Source organism: Pseudoalteromonas sp. S8-8 (assembly GCF_000497875.1).
GTDB lineage: Bacteria > Pseudomonadota > Gammaproteobacteria > Enterobacterales > Alteromonadaceae > Pseudoalteromonas > Pseudoalteromonas arctica.
Genome location: NZ_AUTR01000035.1, coordinates 292,930 through 306,802, shown reverse-complemented (window position 1 = coordinate 306,802; position 13,873 = coordinate 292,930). Strand labels below are relative to the sequence as shown.

General features: G+C 39.7%; 13 protein-coding genes, 4 tRNA genes and 1 pseudogene. 3 read left to right on the top strand and 15 right to left on the bottom strand.

The window, feature by feature from the left end; translation table 11 throughout:
* Position 1: 1 nt before the first annotated feature.
* The 10 genes from L659_RS0112220 to xerD form a co-directional block, all read right to left on the bottom strand.
* A tRNA-Arg gene (locus L659_RS0112220) sits at positions 2–75 on the bottom strand.
* Positions 76–126: 51 nt separating this feature from the next.
* Positions 127–203: transfer RNA gene (locus tag L659_RS0112215), tRNA-Arg, on the bottom strand.
* A gap of 74 nt (positions 204–277) precedes the next feature.
* Positions 278–354, bottom strand: a tRNA-Arg gene (locus L659_RS0112210).
* Positions 355–392: 38 nt separating this feature from the next.
* Positions 393–485 (bottom strand) — tRNA-Ser (locus L659_RS0112205).
* 128 nt (positions 486–613) lie between these two features.
* Positions 614–796: a hypothetical protein gene (locus L659_RS0112200; protein WP_010553261.1), complete on the bottom strand. Its 183-nt coding sequence runs from the start codon at positions 794–796 to the stop codon at positions 614–616.
* Between the two features lie 324 nt (positions 797–1,120).
* Positions 1,121–2,656, bottom strand: a complete 1,536-nt coding sequence (gene lysS, locus L659_RS0112195; protein ID WP_007583775.1) for a lysine--tRNA ligase — start codon at positions 2,654–2,656, stop codon at positions 1,121–1,123.
* 26 nt (positions 2,657–2,682) lie between these two features.
* A protein-coding gene (gene prfB / locus L659_RS0112190) for a peptide chain release factor 2 (protein WP_096058065.1) occupies positions 2,683–3,781 on the bottom strand; the annotation gives its coding sequence in 2 pieces (ribosomal slippage) (positions 2,683–3,705 and positions 3,707–3,781; 1,098 coding nt in all).
* A 143-nt stretch (positions 3,782–3,924) separates the two neighbouring features.
* The gene (gene recJ, locus L659_RS0112180; protein WP_024590719.1) at positions 3,925–5,646 is read right to left on the bottom strand and encodes a single-stranded-DNA-specific exonuclease RecJ; all 1,722 of its coding nucleotides are present in this window, start codon (positions 5,644–5,646) and stop codon (positions 3,925–3,927) included.
* Positions 5,647–5,727: 81 nt separating this feature from the next.
* Complete coding sequence (gene dsbC, locus L659_RS0112175; protein WP_007583768.1) at positions 5,728–6,456, bottom strand: bifunctional protein-disulfide isomerase/oxidoreductase DsbC; 729 nt, start codon at positions 6,454–6,456, stop codon at positions 5,728–5,730.
* A gap of 63 nt (positions 6,457–6,519) precedes the next feature.
* Positions 6,520–7,446, bottom strand: a complete 927-nt coding sequence (gene xerD, locus L659_RS0112170; protein ID WP_024590718.1) for a site-specific tyrosine recombinase XerD — start codon at positions 7,444–7,446, stop codon at positions 6,520–6,522.
* Positions 7,447–7,540: 94 nt separating this feature from the next.
* On the opposite strand from xerD, the gene fldB reads away from it, so the two are divergent.
* Positions 7,541–8,062, top strand: a complete 522-nt coding sequence (gene fldB, locus L659_RS0112165; RefSeq protein ID WP_024590717.1) for a flavodoxin FldB — start codon at positions 7,541–7,543, stop codon at positions 8,060–8,062.
* A 78-nt stretch (positions 8,063–8,140) separates the two neighbouring features.
* Here the strand turns inward: fldB and L659_RS0112160 are convergent, their stop codons facing one another.
* The 3 genes and pseudogenes from L659_RS0112160 to L659_RS0112150 all read right to left on the bottom strand — a co-directional run bounded on the left by L659_RS0112160 (position 8,141) and on the right by L659_RS0112150 (position 10,012).
* Complete coding sequence (locus tag L659_RS0112160; RefSeq protein ID WP_007583762.1) at positions 8,141–8,608, bottom strand: YHS domain-containing (seleno)protein; 468 nt, start codon at positions 8,606–8,608, stop codon at positions 8,141–8,143.
* Between the two features lie 139 nt (positions 8,609–8,747).
* A pseudogene (locus L659_RS01000000123005) lies at positions 8,748–9,193 on the bottom strand (DUF2147 domain-containing protein).
* 120 nt (positions 9,194–9,313) lie between these two features.
* Entirely contained in the window at positions 9,314–10,012 is a 699-nt protein-coding gene (locus L659_RS0112150; RefSeq protein ID WP_024590716.1) for a tRNA1(Val) (adenine(37)-N6)-methyltransferase, read from the bottom strand.
* A 75-nt stretch (positions 10,013–10,087) separates the two neighbouring features.
* Between L659_RS0112150 and srmB the strand changes: the two genes are divergently transcribed.
* Both srmB and L659_RS0112135 read left to right on the top strand, forming a co-directional pair.
* Positions 10,088–11,314, top strand: a complete 1,227-nt coding sequence (srmB, locus tag L659_RS0112145) for an ATP-dependent RNA helicase SrmB (protein WP_007376476.1) — start codon at positions 10,088–10,090, stop codon at positions 11,312–11,314.
* Positions 11,315–11,586: 272 nt separating this feature from the next.
* Positions 11,587–11,907 (top strand): BON domain-containing protein, encoded by a 321-nt coding sequence (locus L659_RS0112135; protein WP_024590714.1) that lies wholly within the window; start codon positions 11,587–11,589, stop codon positions 11,905–11,907.
* 93 nt (positions 11,908–12,000) lie between these two features.
* Here L659_RS0112135 and L659_RS0112130 read toward each other — a convergent pair whose 3' ends face one another.
* The gene (locus L659_RS0112130) at positions 12,001–12,666 is read right to left on the bottom strand and encodes a hypothetical protein (RefSeq protein WP_024590713.1); all 666 of its coding nucleotides are present in this window, start codon (positions 12,664–12,666) and stop codon (positions 12,001–12,003) included.
* 255 nt (positions 12,667–12,921) lie between these two features.
* Entirely contained in the window at positions 12,922–13,869 is a 948-nt protein-coding gene (locus L659_RS0112125) for a mechanosensitive ion channel family protein (protein WP_024590712.1), read from the bottom strand.
* Positions 13,870–13,873 lie beyond the last annotated feature (4 nt).

The window sequence follows — 13,873 nt, the reverse complement described above, 5'->3', positions numbered from 1 at the left end:
GTGGGCGCAGGAGGATTCGAACCTCCGACCGCTCGGTTCGTAGCCGAGTACTCTATCCAGCTGAGCTATGCACCCACTTTCATTTTTACTATTACTTTTTTTTACTCTAAGTGAGAGTCTATAAAGTGGTGGGCGCAGGAGGATTCGAACCTCCGACCGCTCGGTTCGTAGCCGAGTACTCTATCCAGCTGAGCTATGCACCCACTTTATAGTTTACTTATTTTAACTCTAAGTAGAGCTTTTGCTTATTTAGACTCTAAGCAGAGTTATTAAAGCATGGTGGGCGCAGGAGGATTCGAACCTCCGACCGCTCGGTTCGTAGCCGAGTACTCTATCCAGCTGAGCTATGCACCCATACTTTAAAACTTTACAAAACACGCCATTAAAAGAAATGGTGGAGAGGGAGGGATTCGAACCCTCGATAGAGCTACAAACTCTATACTCCCTTAGCAGGGGAGCTCCTTCGGCCACTCGGACACCTCTCCGTCTTGTGGGGCGTATAATAAAGATTTCAGAAAATATGTCAAACACTTTTCTACCAAAAACGACTATATGGTTATAGATTGCACATATGCTTGGTTTAAAAGTGTAATTAGTTTGAAATTTAAGCGGGTTACGTATTTTTATTTGAAGGATTAACACCTAGCACAGGAACTAAGTCATCAGTTAACTGAGCCAAATACTGTTCTTGGTAACCTAATTGTTGAAATTCAGCAATACAAGCACGGTAGTAAGCATTTCTTTCTTGCTCTGATGTGCATTCTTCTGATAAATCATCTACTCGTTTGTCTTTCATACTATTATTCTAAGTCCTTTAAGAATCTATATTTAACTGCTAAATACCAAGCAGTGTAAATTTCGTGCGTATTCTAGCTAAAACCTTTACATAAATACAACATATGTTTAAAAAACAATCATACTAAAAAGTTATAGCACTGTTAGTTTTAATATTAAAAACTGCCAATAACAATAAATTAGCGAAGCTGAATTGCACATTAACCAGCACTAATAACTACATTTAATTTTTAGTGTAGTACTTATTAATTAAAATACTAATGCAAAGCAAAAAAAACGCCGCTATTAAGCGGCGTTTATTAACTTACTTTGTTCTACCCAAAGCTTAGTCAGCTTGTGGACGCATATGCGGGAACAAAATAACGTCTTTAATTGTAGATGAGTCAGTAAACAACATTACTAAACGGTCAATACCAATACCTTCACCTGCAGTTGGCGGTAAGCCGTACTCAAGTGCGCGTATGTAGTCTTCATCGTAATGCATTGCTTCATCATCGCCTGCGTCTTTCTCTTCAACTTGGCGAGTAAAGCGCTCAGCTTGGTCTTGTGCATCGTTAAGCTCAGAGAAACCATTTGCAAGCTCACGACCGCCAACAAAAAATTCAAAACGGTCTGTAACAAATGCATTTTCGTCGTTACGGCGTGCAAGTGGAGAAACTTCCCACGGGTAGCCAGTAATAAACGTAGGTTGAATAAGCATGTGCTCTGCTGTTTCTTCAAATATTTCACACAAGAACTTACCTGGGCCCCAAACACAATTTTCAGGAATTTTAACGTGCACTTGTTTAGCGTACGCTTTTAATTCGTCAAAGTGGTTTTCTGGGTCGTTAAATACCGCAGCATCAAACTCAGGGTTATATTTTAATATTGCATCGCTCATGCTTAAACGTGTAAACGGTTGGCCAAAGTCGTATTCAACTGAGTCAATTACTTCGCCGTTTTCGTCTTTAGTTGTATTAACTACAACTGCACTACCTAGTACGTTTTCCGCAACCGTACGTAGCATGTCTTCGGTGATGTTCATCAGGTCGATGTAATCAGCGTATGCTTGGTAAAATTCAATCATTGTAAATTCTGGGTTGTGACGCGTAGATAACCCTTCGTTACGGAAGTTACGGTTAATTTCGAATACACGGTCAAAACCACCTACCACTAAGCGCTTTAAGTAAAGCTCAGGCGCTATACGCAAGTACATGTCGATATCAAGCGCGTTATGGTGAGTTACAAACGGACGCGCAGATGCACCGCCAGGTATAACCTGTAGCATTGGTGTTTCTACTTCCATAAAGTCACGGTCTGCTAAAAAGCGACGAATGCCTTCAACTACTTGTGAACGAATGCGGAATGTTTCGCGCGTTGCTTCGTTAGTAATTAAATCAACGTAACGTTGGCGATACTTTGTTTCTTGATCTGATAAGCCATGGAATTTTTCTGGTAACGGACGAAGTGACTTTGTTAATAATTGATACTCAGTCATTTCTACGTATAAATCGCCTTTACCTGATTTATTTAATGCGCCTTTAACACCAATAATATCGCCAGTGTCTAGTTGACCATATTTTTCTTTAAGATCTTTTTGAACATCTTTAGATGCATACGCTTGTACGCGACCTTTCATGTCTTGAATTACAAAAAACGGTCCACGCTTTGCTAAAATACGGCCAGCGATAGACACAACTTCTTGCATCTCTACTAATTCTTCTTTGCTCTTATCACCAAACTGGGCTTGCAAATCAGCCGTGTAATGCTCACGACGGAATTGGTTTGGATGACCGTTGGCTGGGCAATTTTCGCGTATAGCGTCTAACTTGCCGCGACGCTCAGCGATTAACTTGTTTTCGTCTTGGATTTTATCAGTCATTTTTTAGCTCTTTATTAGCTTGGTGGTTATAGGCCAGATTTAAGGCTGGCTTCAATAAATTTATCTAAGTTACCGTCAAGTACCGATTGGGTATTGCGGTTTTCAACGCCTGTACGTAAATCTTTAATGCGTGCGTCATCAAGTACGTATGAACGAATTTGACTACCCCAACCAATATCAGATTTAGCATCTTCTTGCGTTTGTTTTTCAGCATTTTGCTGTTGTAGCTCAAGCTCAAATAATTTAGCTTTTAACTGCTTCATCGCTTGGGCTTTATTTTTATGCTGCGAACGCTCGTTTTGACACTGCACTACGGTATTTGTTGGTACGTGAGTGATACGAACCGCCGATTCGGTGGTGTTAACGTGCTGACCACCCGCGCCCGATGCACGGTAAACGTCTATACGCAGGTCTGACGGATTCATATCAATTTCAATATTATCGTCAACTTCTGGGTATACAAACGCAGAAGCAAATGAAGTATGACGACGACCACTTGAGTCAAATGGACTTTTACGTACTAAGCGATGCACACCAGTTTCTGTGCGTAACCAACCGTAAGCGTATTCGCCAACAAAGCGGACAGTTGCGCCTTTAATACCAGCAACATCACCGTCGGTAGCTTCAACTAGCTCAACTTTAAAGCCTTTAGCCTCGCCCCAACGTAAATACATACGAAGTAGAATATTACACCAGTCTTGTGCTTCAGTACCGCCAGAACCTGATTGTAAATCAAGGTACGCATCGTTTGAGTCATGAGGACCTGAAAACATACGACGAAACTCTAAACCTTCTAACTGTTCGTTTAGATCAGTTAATTCGCTTTGCGCTTCATCAAAGGTATCTTGATCTTCAGCTTCTACAGCAAGCTCAAGTAAGCCTTCAACATCATCAGTACCGGCTACAAGGTTGTCGATTGTTTCAACAACAGCTTCTAATGCTGACTTTTCACGGCCAAGCGCTTGTGCGCGTTCAGGCTCATTCCACACGGCTGAATCTTCAAGCTCGGCGTTAACTTCTTCTAAGCGTTCTTGTTTAAGAGCGTAGTCAAAGGTACCCCCGAAGCAATTCAGTACGTTCGCGAATTTCCTTGATTTGATTAATCACAGGATTCACTTCAAACATGTACATCACTCCAAAATGGCTAGGTAATTGCGCCCCTTTAAATGGGATTTTCGCAATAAATTATCGTCAAATGATAAAAACGCCCGATTTTAACAAAAAACCGCGCGCTTTATTAGCATTTTATGCATGATATTACATATTTTTTAGTGTACTTTTTCAAGCTCTCTAACTATTAATTGCAGCGTAAATTTACCTCTAAACTCATTTATATCGAGCTGGTACGCTACTTTTACAAACTTCGCCTCAGTATCTGGCCATTCTTTTACATCAATACCAAAAGCAATGGCGTCAACTAATCGACCAGATTGGTGCTTTAACACGAGCTTTAAATGCTTTTCGCCTACTATGCGCTGCTGTATTAGTTCAAAGGTATGCTCAAACACCGGCTCAGGAAATTGCTGACCCCACGGGCCCGATTGCTTTAATAGCTGGGCAAACTCCATTGTAAAGCAGTCGTTTGGCAGCTCGCCGTCGGTAAATACAATACAGCGCTTACTTTCTTCACTCAGTTGCGCGCTAACGGCGGCATCAAACGCTTTTTTAAAGTCGTTAAAGTGCTGCTCGTTAATACTTAAACCAGCGGCCATTGCGTGGCCACCAAATTTATTAATTAAGTGTGGGTCGGCAGTATTAAGTCCTTCGAGTAAATCGCGCATGTGTAGCCCTTCAATAGAGCGGCACGAGCCTTTAATTTCACCGTTTTCGCCACCAGCAAATATAACGGTTGGGCGGTGGTATTTTTCTTTTAAGCGACCAGCCAAAATACCAATAACACCTTGATGCCAATCGTCTTGAAACAAACAAATAGCATCAGGAATGTTATCGTCGCTAAATGCGAGCCTATCAAGCACGGCTTGCGCCTCGGCTTGCATGCCTTGTTCTATTTCGCGCCTTGCAAAGTTTAAGCTATCGAGCTCGCCGGCTATACTACGCGCTTGGTTTATATCGGTGCTAAGCAAGCACGCTATACCCAAACTCATGTCGTCCAATCGCCCTGCTGCATTTAAACGCGGCGCAAGTGAAAAGCCAAAGTCGCTTGCGCTTAAGCGGGCAGCATTGCGGTTAGCCACTTCAATAAGCGCGGTAATGCCTGGGCGTGTTTTACCACTGCGAATACGTGCTAAACCTTGGTGTACTAAGGTACGGTTATTTGCATCAAGTGCCACTACATCGGCAACCGTTCCAAGCGCTACAATGTCGAGCAAGTTAGCTAAATTAGGCGGTGGTTGTTGCTCAAAATAACCCAAATCTCGCATTACGCTTCTCAGCGCTATTAATAAGTAAAAAGCAACGCCAACGCCTGCAATAGATTTAGACGGAAAATCACATTCATGTCTATTTGGATTTACTATTGCATCGGCATTTGGCAGCTGCTCACCTTGTAAGTGGTGATCTGTTACCAACACTTTTATGCCAACCGCTTTTAAAATATCAATACCGGCAATACACGATATGCCGTTATCTACGGTGATCACTAAATCAGGTTTTATTTGTACTATTTGCTCAGCAAGCGCGGGGCTTAAGCCATACCCTAAGCTAAACCTGTCAGGAATTAAGTAATCTAAATGCTTAAAGCCAAACATCTCAAGGCCTTGCATTAATGTTGCAGTGCTTGTTGCGCCATCGGCATCAAAGTCGCCAACTATTAATATTTGGCTTTGCGCTTTTAATGCTTCAATTAATAAGTCGCTGGCTTTGTCGATGTCTTTAAACAATTTGAAGTCGTGAAGCGTAGCTACGCTGTTATTTAGCTCTTCGGCATTGAATACATTGCGGTTAGCATAAATTTGTTTAATTACAGGGTGTAAATTACTCGGCAGATGCGAGTCGTCAACGTTTTCACGCGCAATGATTAGTTTTTTCATGCAGGGTTTTAACTTATTGAGTCGTATTAAAAAGACAAAAAAAGGCCATTAAGGCCTTTTTAATAATAACTAAGCGTTTAATTACGACGCTTTGTTAGCTTCTAATGCTGCTTTTAGTGCTGCTGCTGGCTGGTAACCAGGGATCATAGTACCATCTTCTAAAATAATAGCGGGTGTGCCGCTAATACCAAAGCTTTGACCTAATTGGTAATGCTCTGCAACCGGTGCGCTACAGCCTGCAACTACTTTAGTGCTTGTGCCCGATTTAGCTTCTGTTAGTGCTTCTTGCTGATCGCGTGCACACCATACGTTCATTAAATCTGCATAACCTGAACCTTGTAAGCCACCACGTGGAAACGCTAAGTACTTAACGGTAATACCCGCATCAAGTAAATCGTCTAACTCGCGGTGTAATTTACGACAGTAACCACAGCTAATGTCGGTAAATACAGTAATGCTGTGTTTTTCGTTTGGCGCTTTGTACACAATCATCGATTCTTCGTATTCTTTAAGACCTTCAACACGCACGCCATTTAATGCTTGCTCTGTTAGGTTATTACGATTATTTAAATCAATTAACGTACCTTGCATTAAATATTGACCGTCTGGACTTGCGTAAAGCACGCCCTTATTAGTGATTAATTCTTTTAAACCCGTTACTGGACTTGGATTAATTTGCTTTACAGTTACACCAAGCTCGGCAAATTTAGTAATAATAGGATCATTAGCATCTGGTGTTACAGCAACGCCATTTGCAAATGCACTAATACTTGTGCACAACATGGCACCTGCTAACATTAATTTTTTCATAACTTCTCTCTATCCTAAAAATACTTAATATATTGACCGGCTTAATGATATTTACTTTCAAACTTACGCACGCGGATGATGCTCTGCATGTACCGACTTTAACCGTTCATTGGCAACATGGGTATAAATTTGCGTCGTCGATAAATCGCTATGGCCCAACATCATTTGTACCACACGTAAATCTGCCCCATGATTTAATAAGTGCGTAGCAAAAGCATGGCGCATAGTATGGGGCGATAATGGAGACTCAACTGCTGCCAAAATAGCATAGTGTTTAATTCTATGCCAAAAGGTTTGTCGCGTCATGCCTACTCCGCGTTTAGATGGGAACACAAAATCGGTGGCATGTTTTATCATTTGCGCACGCCCACCCTTTAAAAACTGCTCAAGCCAATACATGGCTTCTTCACCCAGTGGAACTAAGCGCTCTTTATTACCTTTACCTTTTACAAACACCACTGCTTGGCGCAAATTAATTTGCTCCATGCGCAGTCCAACAAGCTCACTTACACGCAAACCCGTTGCATAAAGTAGCTCTAGCATGGCTTTATCGCGCAGTCCCATCGCTTCTTCGGTATTAGGCGCATTTAATAATGCCTCAACTTCGGCCTCTGAGAGTGTTTTAGGTAACGACTGCCCTGCTTTTGGCTGAGAAATATTTAGCATGGGGGTGTCGCTAATTAGTTTTTCGCGCACAAAGTACTGATAAAAACGTTTTAGCGCACTAATACTACGTGCAGTACTGCGTGGTTTTAAGCCTAAATCGACTCGATGCGCTAAGTAACTTTCAACATCAAGCCCTGTTACCGTCATTAAATTTTCGCCCTTTAAAAATAGGCAAAACTTGTCTAAATCACTGCGATAAGCACTTAATGTGTTTTCGCTTACGCCTTGTTCTAAGTACAGGCTATCTAAAAAGGTTTCTAGGTAGTCGCTATTACTGCTCATACTGCTGTTATTTTCAAAAGAATCGTCAGATAGCGTTGTCACATTGTGCTCTCATGCTTTGCTAAGGTATCAATTAAAAATACCTTACGGTAAACTTGAGCCTATCATATCAGGCAATTACACAGTGATAAATACGATGCAAATTGGTTTATTTTTTGGTTCTACTACGTGCTACACCGAAATGGCAGCAGAAAAGATTCGCGACATTATTGGTGCCGATATAGTTACCCTGCACAATATTAAAGACGAGCCACTAAAAAATGCAGAGCAGTACGACTTTATCATCTTTGGTATTTCAACATGGGATTTTGGTGGAATACAAGAAGACTGGGAGTCAAAGTGGGACGACATAGCCGACGTAAACCTAAATGGTAAAACCATTGCTTTATTTGGCATGGGCGATCAACAAGGTTACGGGCAGTGGTTTCAAGATGCGCTAGGCATGCTACACGACGAAATAAATACGCAAACATTTACTCAACTTGGTTTTTGGCCAAACGACAGTAGTTACGAATTTGAAGCTTCAAAAGCATTAACGCCTGATGGTAAACAGTTTGTAGGACTCGCGCTCGACGAAGACAGTCAATACGAGCTAAGCGACGACCGCATTGCAACATGGGTTGAACAGGTAATGACTGAATACGGCGAAACGCTTTAATTAATAAGCTAATAAATAAAAAGCAAAAAGCCCGCAACTAGTTTAGCTGCGGGCTTTTTAATTAATAATATGAGTAATTTATTGAAACGTCATCACATTGGTTGTTTGTGGGTAGTACCCATCTGCCATAACAATGTACGGTAGTAAATTACTTAACCATTTTTGCTGCACGCTTTCGCTATAGTTTAAGTAAAGCTTACCTTCGTGAATATAAAATGCTTCTGGGTCTATACCTACAGCGTTACCTTCATCAGCCATTGCATAAGCACACCAACCACCGTATTGCGGTGCATAACGTTTTGGGTTTTCTGCAAATGTCGTTTTGTTTTCTTCACTCGAAAAGTGCCAGTTGGCACCTAAATAACTAAACGTGTATTTGTCGCTGCCTTTAACGGCTTTATTTTGCGTAAAATAAGCAACGCTGTCGTACCCTTTAATAGCCGTGTTATTAAACCAACCCGTATTTACAGCATCATCCTTTGCATTTGCCCCACCGCTTATTAACAGTGCGCTAAGCATTATTAAAGCAACTATGTACTTAATCATCTTTTTTCCTTTATTATTTACTCAAAATTGAATGCCAATTAAATATAGCTGGCTTAGTGAGTAAGAAAGGCAAAGCGCAAAAATGATTTCAGTTAATACTTAATTATTTAACGTTTAGTAATTAAATAAGTAGTAAAACTTACTCTACTTTTAGCCAATATTGGTTTCGGTAAAAAAAGCCAATGTAGCCGCGTACTTCGAGCTTTTCACCTTCATCTTGCGGGGTTAGTTGTAAAGTGTAGGTTTTACCATTTGTTGGATCGAGTATTTCACCGTCTCCCCAAACACCATCATCTTGTGCTTTTACACCCGTGATTATAGTCATCCCTAAAATAGGCTGATCTTTTAACTCATTATCGCATTTACTGCATATATCGTTTTGTTTTGCCGGGTTAAGAAGGTTTCAACTTTGCCGCTTAATATACCGTTGGTTTGGGTAATACGCACATACGATTTAGCTTGGTTTGTATCCTCGTCAATCGTTTTCCAAAGCCCTACAGGCGTAATAGCAGCAAACACACCTTGGCTTGCAAAAATGGTGGCTGCTAACGTGCTAAGTAATGCTAATTTATTTAACTTTTTCATTGTGTTGCCTTTTAAATTAAGTGGCCAATGGCTAAATCATATCAGGTGATTTATAAACACACTATTAAAGCGCATCTCAAATTAGGAATTACTCAATAGAGTTCACTCAACTTTATTGCTTCACATTTTCAAATAAAATGCTTTGCACAGGGCTATATAATCAGCGGTGTAGGTATTATCTAAGTTTCTAATACACAGGGTTGATGATTCTATATCGCTTTTTACGTAGCTAAATGTCATTAAACTGCGGCTAATATCTTTGTTGGGCGTGGCTTTTACTTGGCAATGAGTATTTAAATAAAGCCCATTTTGAGTAGCAAGCTCAATAAATAATGCGCCTTCAACGCTTGGGAGTATTAAGCTAAAGCGAGAACCTCTATGGCTTAAATGTTTAAACGCATTAATTAACTCTTCAAAACTTAGGCCGTCGGTATGGCGTGCGGTATTACGCGCAACATTATCGCCTTTTAAACTGTGATTAAAATACGGTGGATTAGAGATAACCACGTCAAATTTAACTTCACTACTAAAGCTTTGAATAGTTTGATGCGTAATACTTATTGTTGGCCACGGGCTATTAGCTACATTTTGTAATGCTTGGGTATAGGCGCTTTCGTCAATTTCTACCGCAGTTATATCAAGCTCATTACTGCGCTGCTTACACATTAGTGCTAGTAAGCCGGTGCCGGTGCCTATATCAAGTAATGACTTTGCACCGCTTAAATTAGCCCATGCGCCAAGCAAAATGCCATCGGTAGAAACTTTCATTGCACAGTGGTCGTGTTCAACTTTAAATTGTTTAAATACAAAACCAGACATTTTTTCACCTTTTCATTCACCAAGCGCAGCATAGCGCGTATAATCAGGGTAATTGTCCCTTATTTTAGACACTCTATGCAATTTTCTGAATTTGATCTTGATAACAAGCTACTCGATGCCATTAATAAAATGGGCTACGAGACGCCAACCAGCATTCAACAACAAGCTATTCCTGAAGCACTACAGGGGCGCGATATTTTAGCATCTGCGCCTACTGGTACAGGTAAAACAGCGGCATTTTTAATTCCGGCTATTCAGTACTTACTGGATTTCCCACGTCGTGACCCTGGTTTTGCGCGCGTACTCGTTATGACCCCGACTCGTGAGCTGGCTTATCAAATTCATGAACAATGTGAACTGCTAGCTAAACGCACACACCTAAAAATTGGTGTAGTAACAGGCGGTATTAACTACGGCACGCATAAAGAAATTTTTGAAAAAAATAACGATATTTTAATCGCCACACCAGGTCGATTAATGGAATACCTAGAAACCGAAAACTTTCATGCTGAACACGTAGAAATGCTTATTATTGATGAAGCAGATCGCATGTTAGATATGGGTTTCAAAAAAGAAATGAGCCGTATTTGTGACGAAGCTAAAAATCGTCGCCAATGTTTTTTATTCTCAGCAACACTTGAAGGTGACAGCGTAGAAAGGTTTGCTGAAAAAACATTAAACGACCCAGCTCTATTAGAAGCCGAATCGTCACGTAAAGAAAAAGCTAAAATTCACCAATGGGTACATTTAGCCGACGATTATCATCACAAACTTGAGTTATTAGTTAATACGCTAAAAAATCCTGACGTGACTAAAGCGATTGTGTTTGTTAAAACTCGCGAACGCTTAGAAACATTGATTGGCGAACTTACAACTAATGATGTAAAAGCAGCGTGGTTACGCGGCGAAATGCCACAAGACAAACGTATGAAAGCCATGGAAAACTTCCACAGTGGCAAAACAAGCATATTAGTTGCTACCGACGTAGCTGCACGTGGTATTGACGTATCTGACATCAGCCACGTTATTAACTTTGATATGCCGCGCACTGCCGACGTATATGTACATCGTATTGGTCGTACTGGCCGTGCTGGTAAAAAAGGGATAGCAATATCGCTAGTTGAAGCACACGATATTGGTATTTTATATAAAGTAGAGCGCTACGTTGAACAAAAATTAAAACGCCGTGTAATTAGAGGTGTTGAGCCACAGCATAAAGAAGCTAAGCCACCTGCTAAAAAGCGTAAAGATCCAGTAAAAATGAAAGCCAAGAAAAAAGCTAAGGTTAAAAAGAAAAAGTAACCTAAAACATTTTTATACTAAGCCGACTTTTGTCGGCTTTTTAGTGCAAGCCTTGTAGGCTCTGCTGTTTGTACCTGTTACATATGTAACCCAAGCATGTAACTCATACTCATTTAAATGTAATTTTTGCCAACCTGAATTCCCACTTAATAAAATTTCCTTATATTTCATAGCGTTAATATTGGCACCGAAATTGTAACTACAAAGATAACCTAGCCGATGGAATTTCCATATTGTGGCTGCACTATTCACCGTAATGTAAGGATTAAGTTATGAACCGCTTCAAGTTAACTATCGCTTTAGTATCATTTTGTTGTTTATTTTTATTAGCTTGCGCTACAAAAGTAAGTGCAGCAACAAGCGTGATCGTAGTAAGCACTGTTGCTACGCAACCTAACTTGCAGCAAACAATTACTCATACCTTACGTACCAATCCTAACTTAGTGTTAAGCGATATTCGTGTGCAGGTAAAAAACGGTGAAGTAGATTTATATGGCGAAGCGCAAACCGGCTTTCAGCGCGCATTAGCTCAAAAGTTTTTAGAAAATATGGATGGGGTAAAAATAATTCGTAACAAAATTAGCGTTATTTAATACGCACCACATAAACCTATTTGTATAACTAATTCATAAGCGCGGCTTGTTACTCCAACACAAGCTGCGCTTTTTTATGTTTATTTTTTGTAGTTATTTCAATTTATCTAGTTGTTGAATAACATCACTTAATTTAAAACTACTTTTTTGTGAATTAAAACTTTCAACAAAAACTTCTTTAAAACTGCTTACCGTAGAATCTTCATTTAGCTCAAAAGGAAAACCCTTAAGTTCCTTTGTTTTTGGATTAAACTTATAAACAAAATTGTCACCACTTAAACCCGCTGAAAAAACGTAATGATGATTATCAACCCATCCTGCCGCGCCATGAAATAGAGCAATATTTATTTTATCGTTTTGAGTATGTACGCCGACTTTAACTACATTATTTTTATTGAATGCGGCTTTTGTTATCTCTTTACTGGGGATAAACCAAAACCCTTTTGTATTACCCACAAACACAGCTAAATATTCATCATCAGGTGACCAAGTGATAACGTTACTTTCATAACTTTTTCTAGGGCATAAAACATCATCTGAGCTACAAAACTCTCGTAACTTCTCTTTTTCAATATATACCGCTTTATTTGGTAAGATTAATGTAGAGGTAAGGTTTTTGTTTTTATCGAGAAAAAGTATTTCAGCGGTATTGTTATCTATATTTAATTTATAACTCACATCATATTTAGCATTATATTCGTTACCTACTGAAATAAAGCTAATAACTAGGCTGAAAATAAAATTATTTTTGTAAACCATTTAATCTTTAACTTCATTTGTTTGTAATCCTAATATTTAAAAAAATACACCTTGTATAACCAATAATTGCATAATAAATAGATAAAAGGGAAACTTACCTTATAAAAAACACGTTATAAAATCTGCTGGAGAAAATAATTAATGAATAAAGAAAAGTGACTTGAACTAATTAAAAAGCGCATTTTTACTCTGTAAAAATGCGCTGTTGGTAAGTAACTATTTCCCAATGCTTTTGCCTAATGAGCTTTAACTAAATTACTCACTTTGGCTAGAGTCAGCACCGTCTTTATTTGATGATTGCTGGCTTATTTTATCGCTAATCATGGCATCGAGTTTTTCGCCGCCTTTAATACCAAAATCTAAAGTGCGAATTGGGAATGGAATGCTAATGTCAGCTTCGTCTAGTGCTTGCTTAACGGCAACTATACCTTTATGGCGCACCGTCATAAAATCAGGCTCGCCTGGGTATTTAATCCAAAACCACACCAGTAAGTTAATGCTGCTGCTACCAAAGCCTTCAGCGTATACAGCGGTTTCGTCTTTGCGTATTACAAAGTCAAACTCGTTAATTTTTTTAACAATGGCATCTTTGGCTTTATCTATATCGTCGCCATACGAAATACCCACCGGCACTTCTATTCGCCTAACACCTAAGGTGCTGTAGTTTTTAAGGACGTTTCTAAATAATACTTTGTTAGGTACGAGTATCAACTGCCCGTAAAAGCTCTCTATTAGCGTGTTACGCAAGTTTATTGAATGTATTGAACCAAACACGTCATCGGACTCAACAACATCACCTGCTTTAAACGGCTTACGTATCCCCATGGCGATACCTGCAATTAGGTTTTCGGTCATATCTTGAAACGCAAAACCAATTGCTAAACCTACAATACCCGCACCAGCAAGTAGCGAAGTAACGGTGCCTTTTAAACCAACAAAATCGAGCGCTATAAATAAACCTATGCACAACACAATAACTTTAAAAATTGACGCCATTAAGTCGGCAATTTGTGTTGAGTCGAGTGAGCGGCGTAATACGTTTTTCATCAGCTTGCCAGCAAAGCGTGCCAATATTGAAAACACAATTGCGATCAGTATCGCAACTATAAAATTAGGGATATGACTTATTACAACATCAAACCACCCTCCGAGCTTTTCTTCTATTAGTTTTTCGGCTTCGTCAATTGACGGAATGCTGATCATTTTA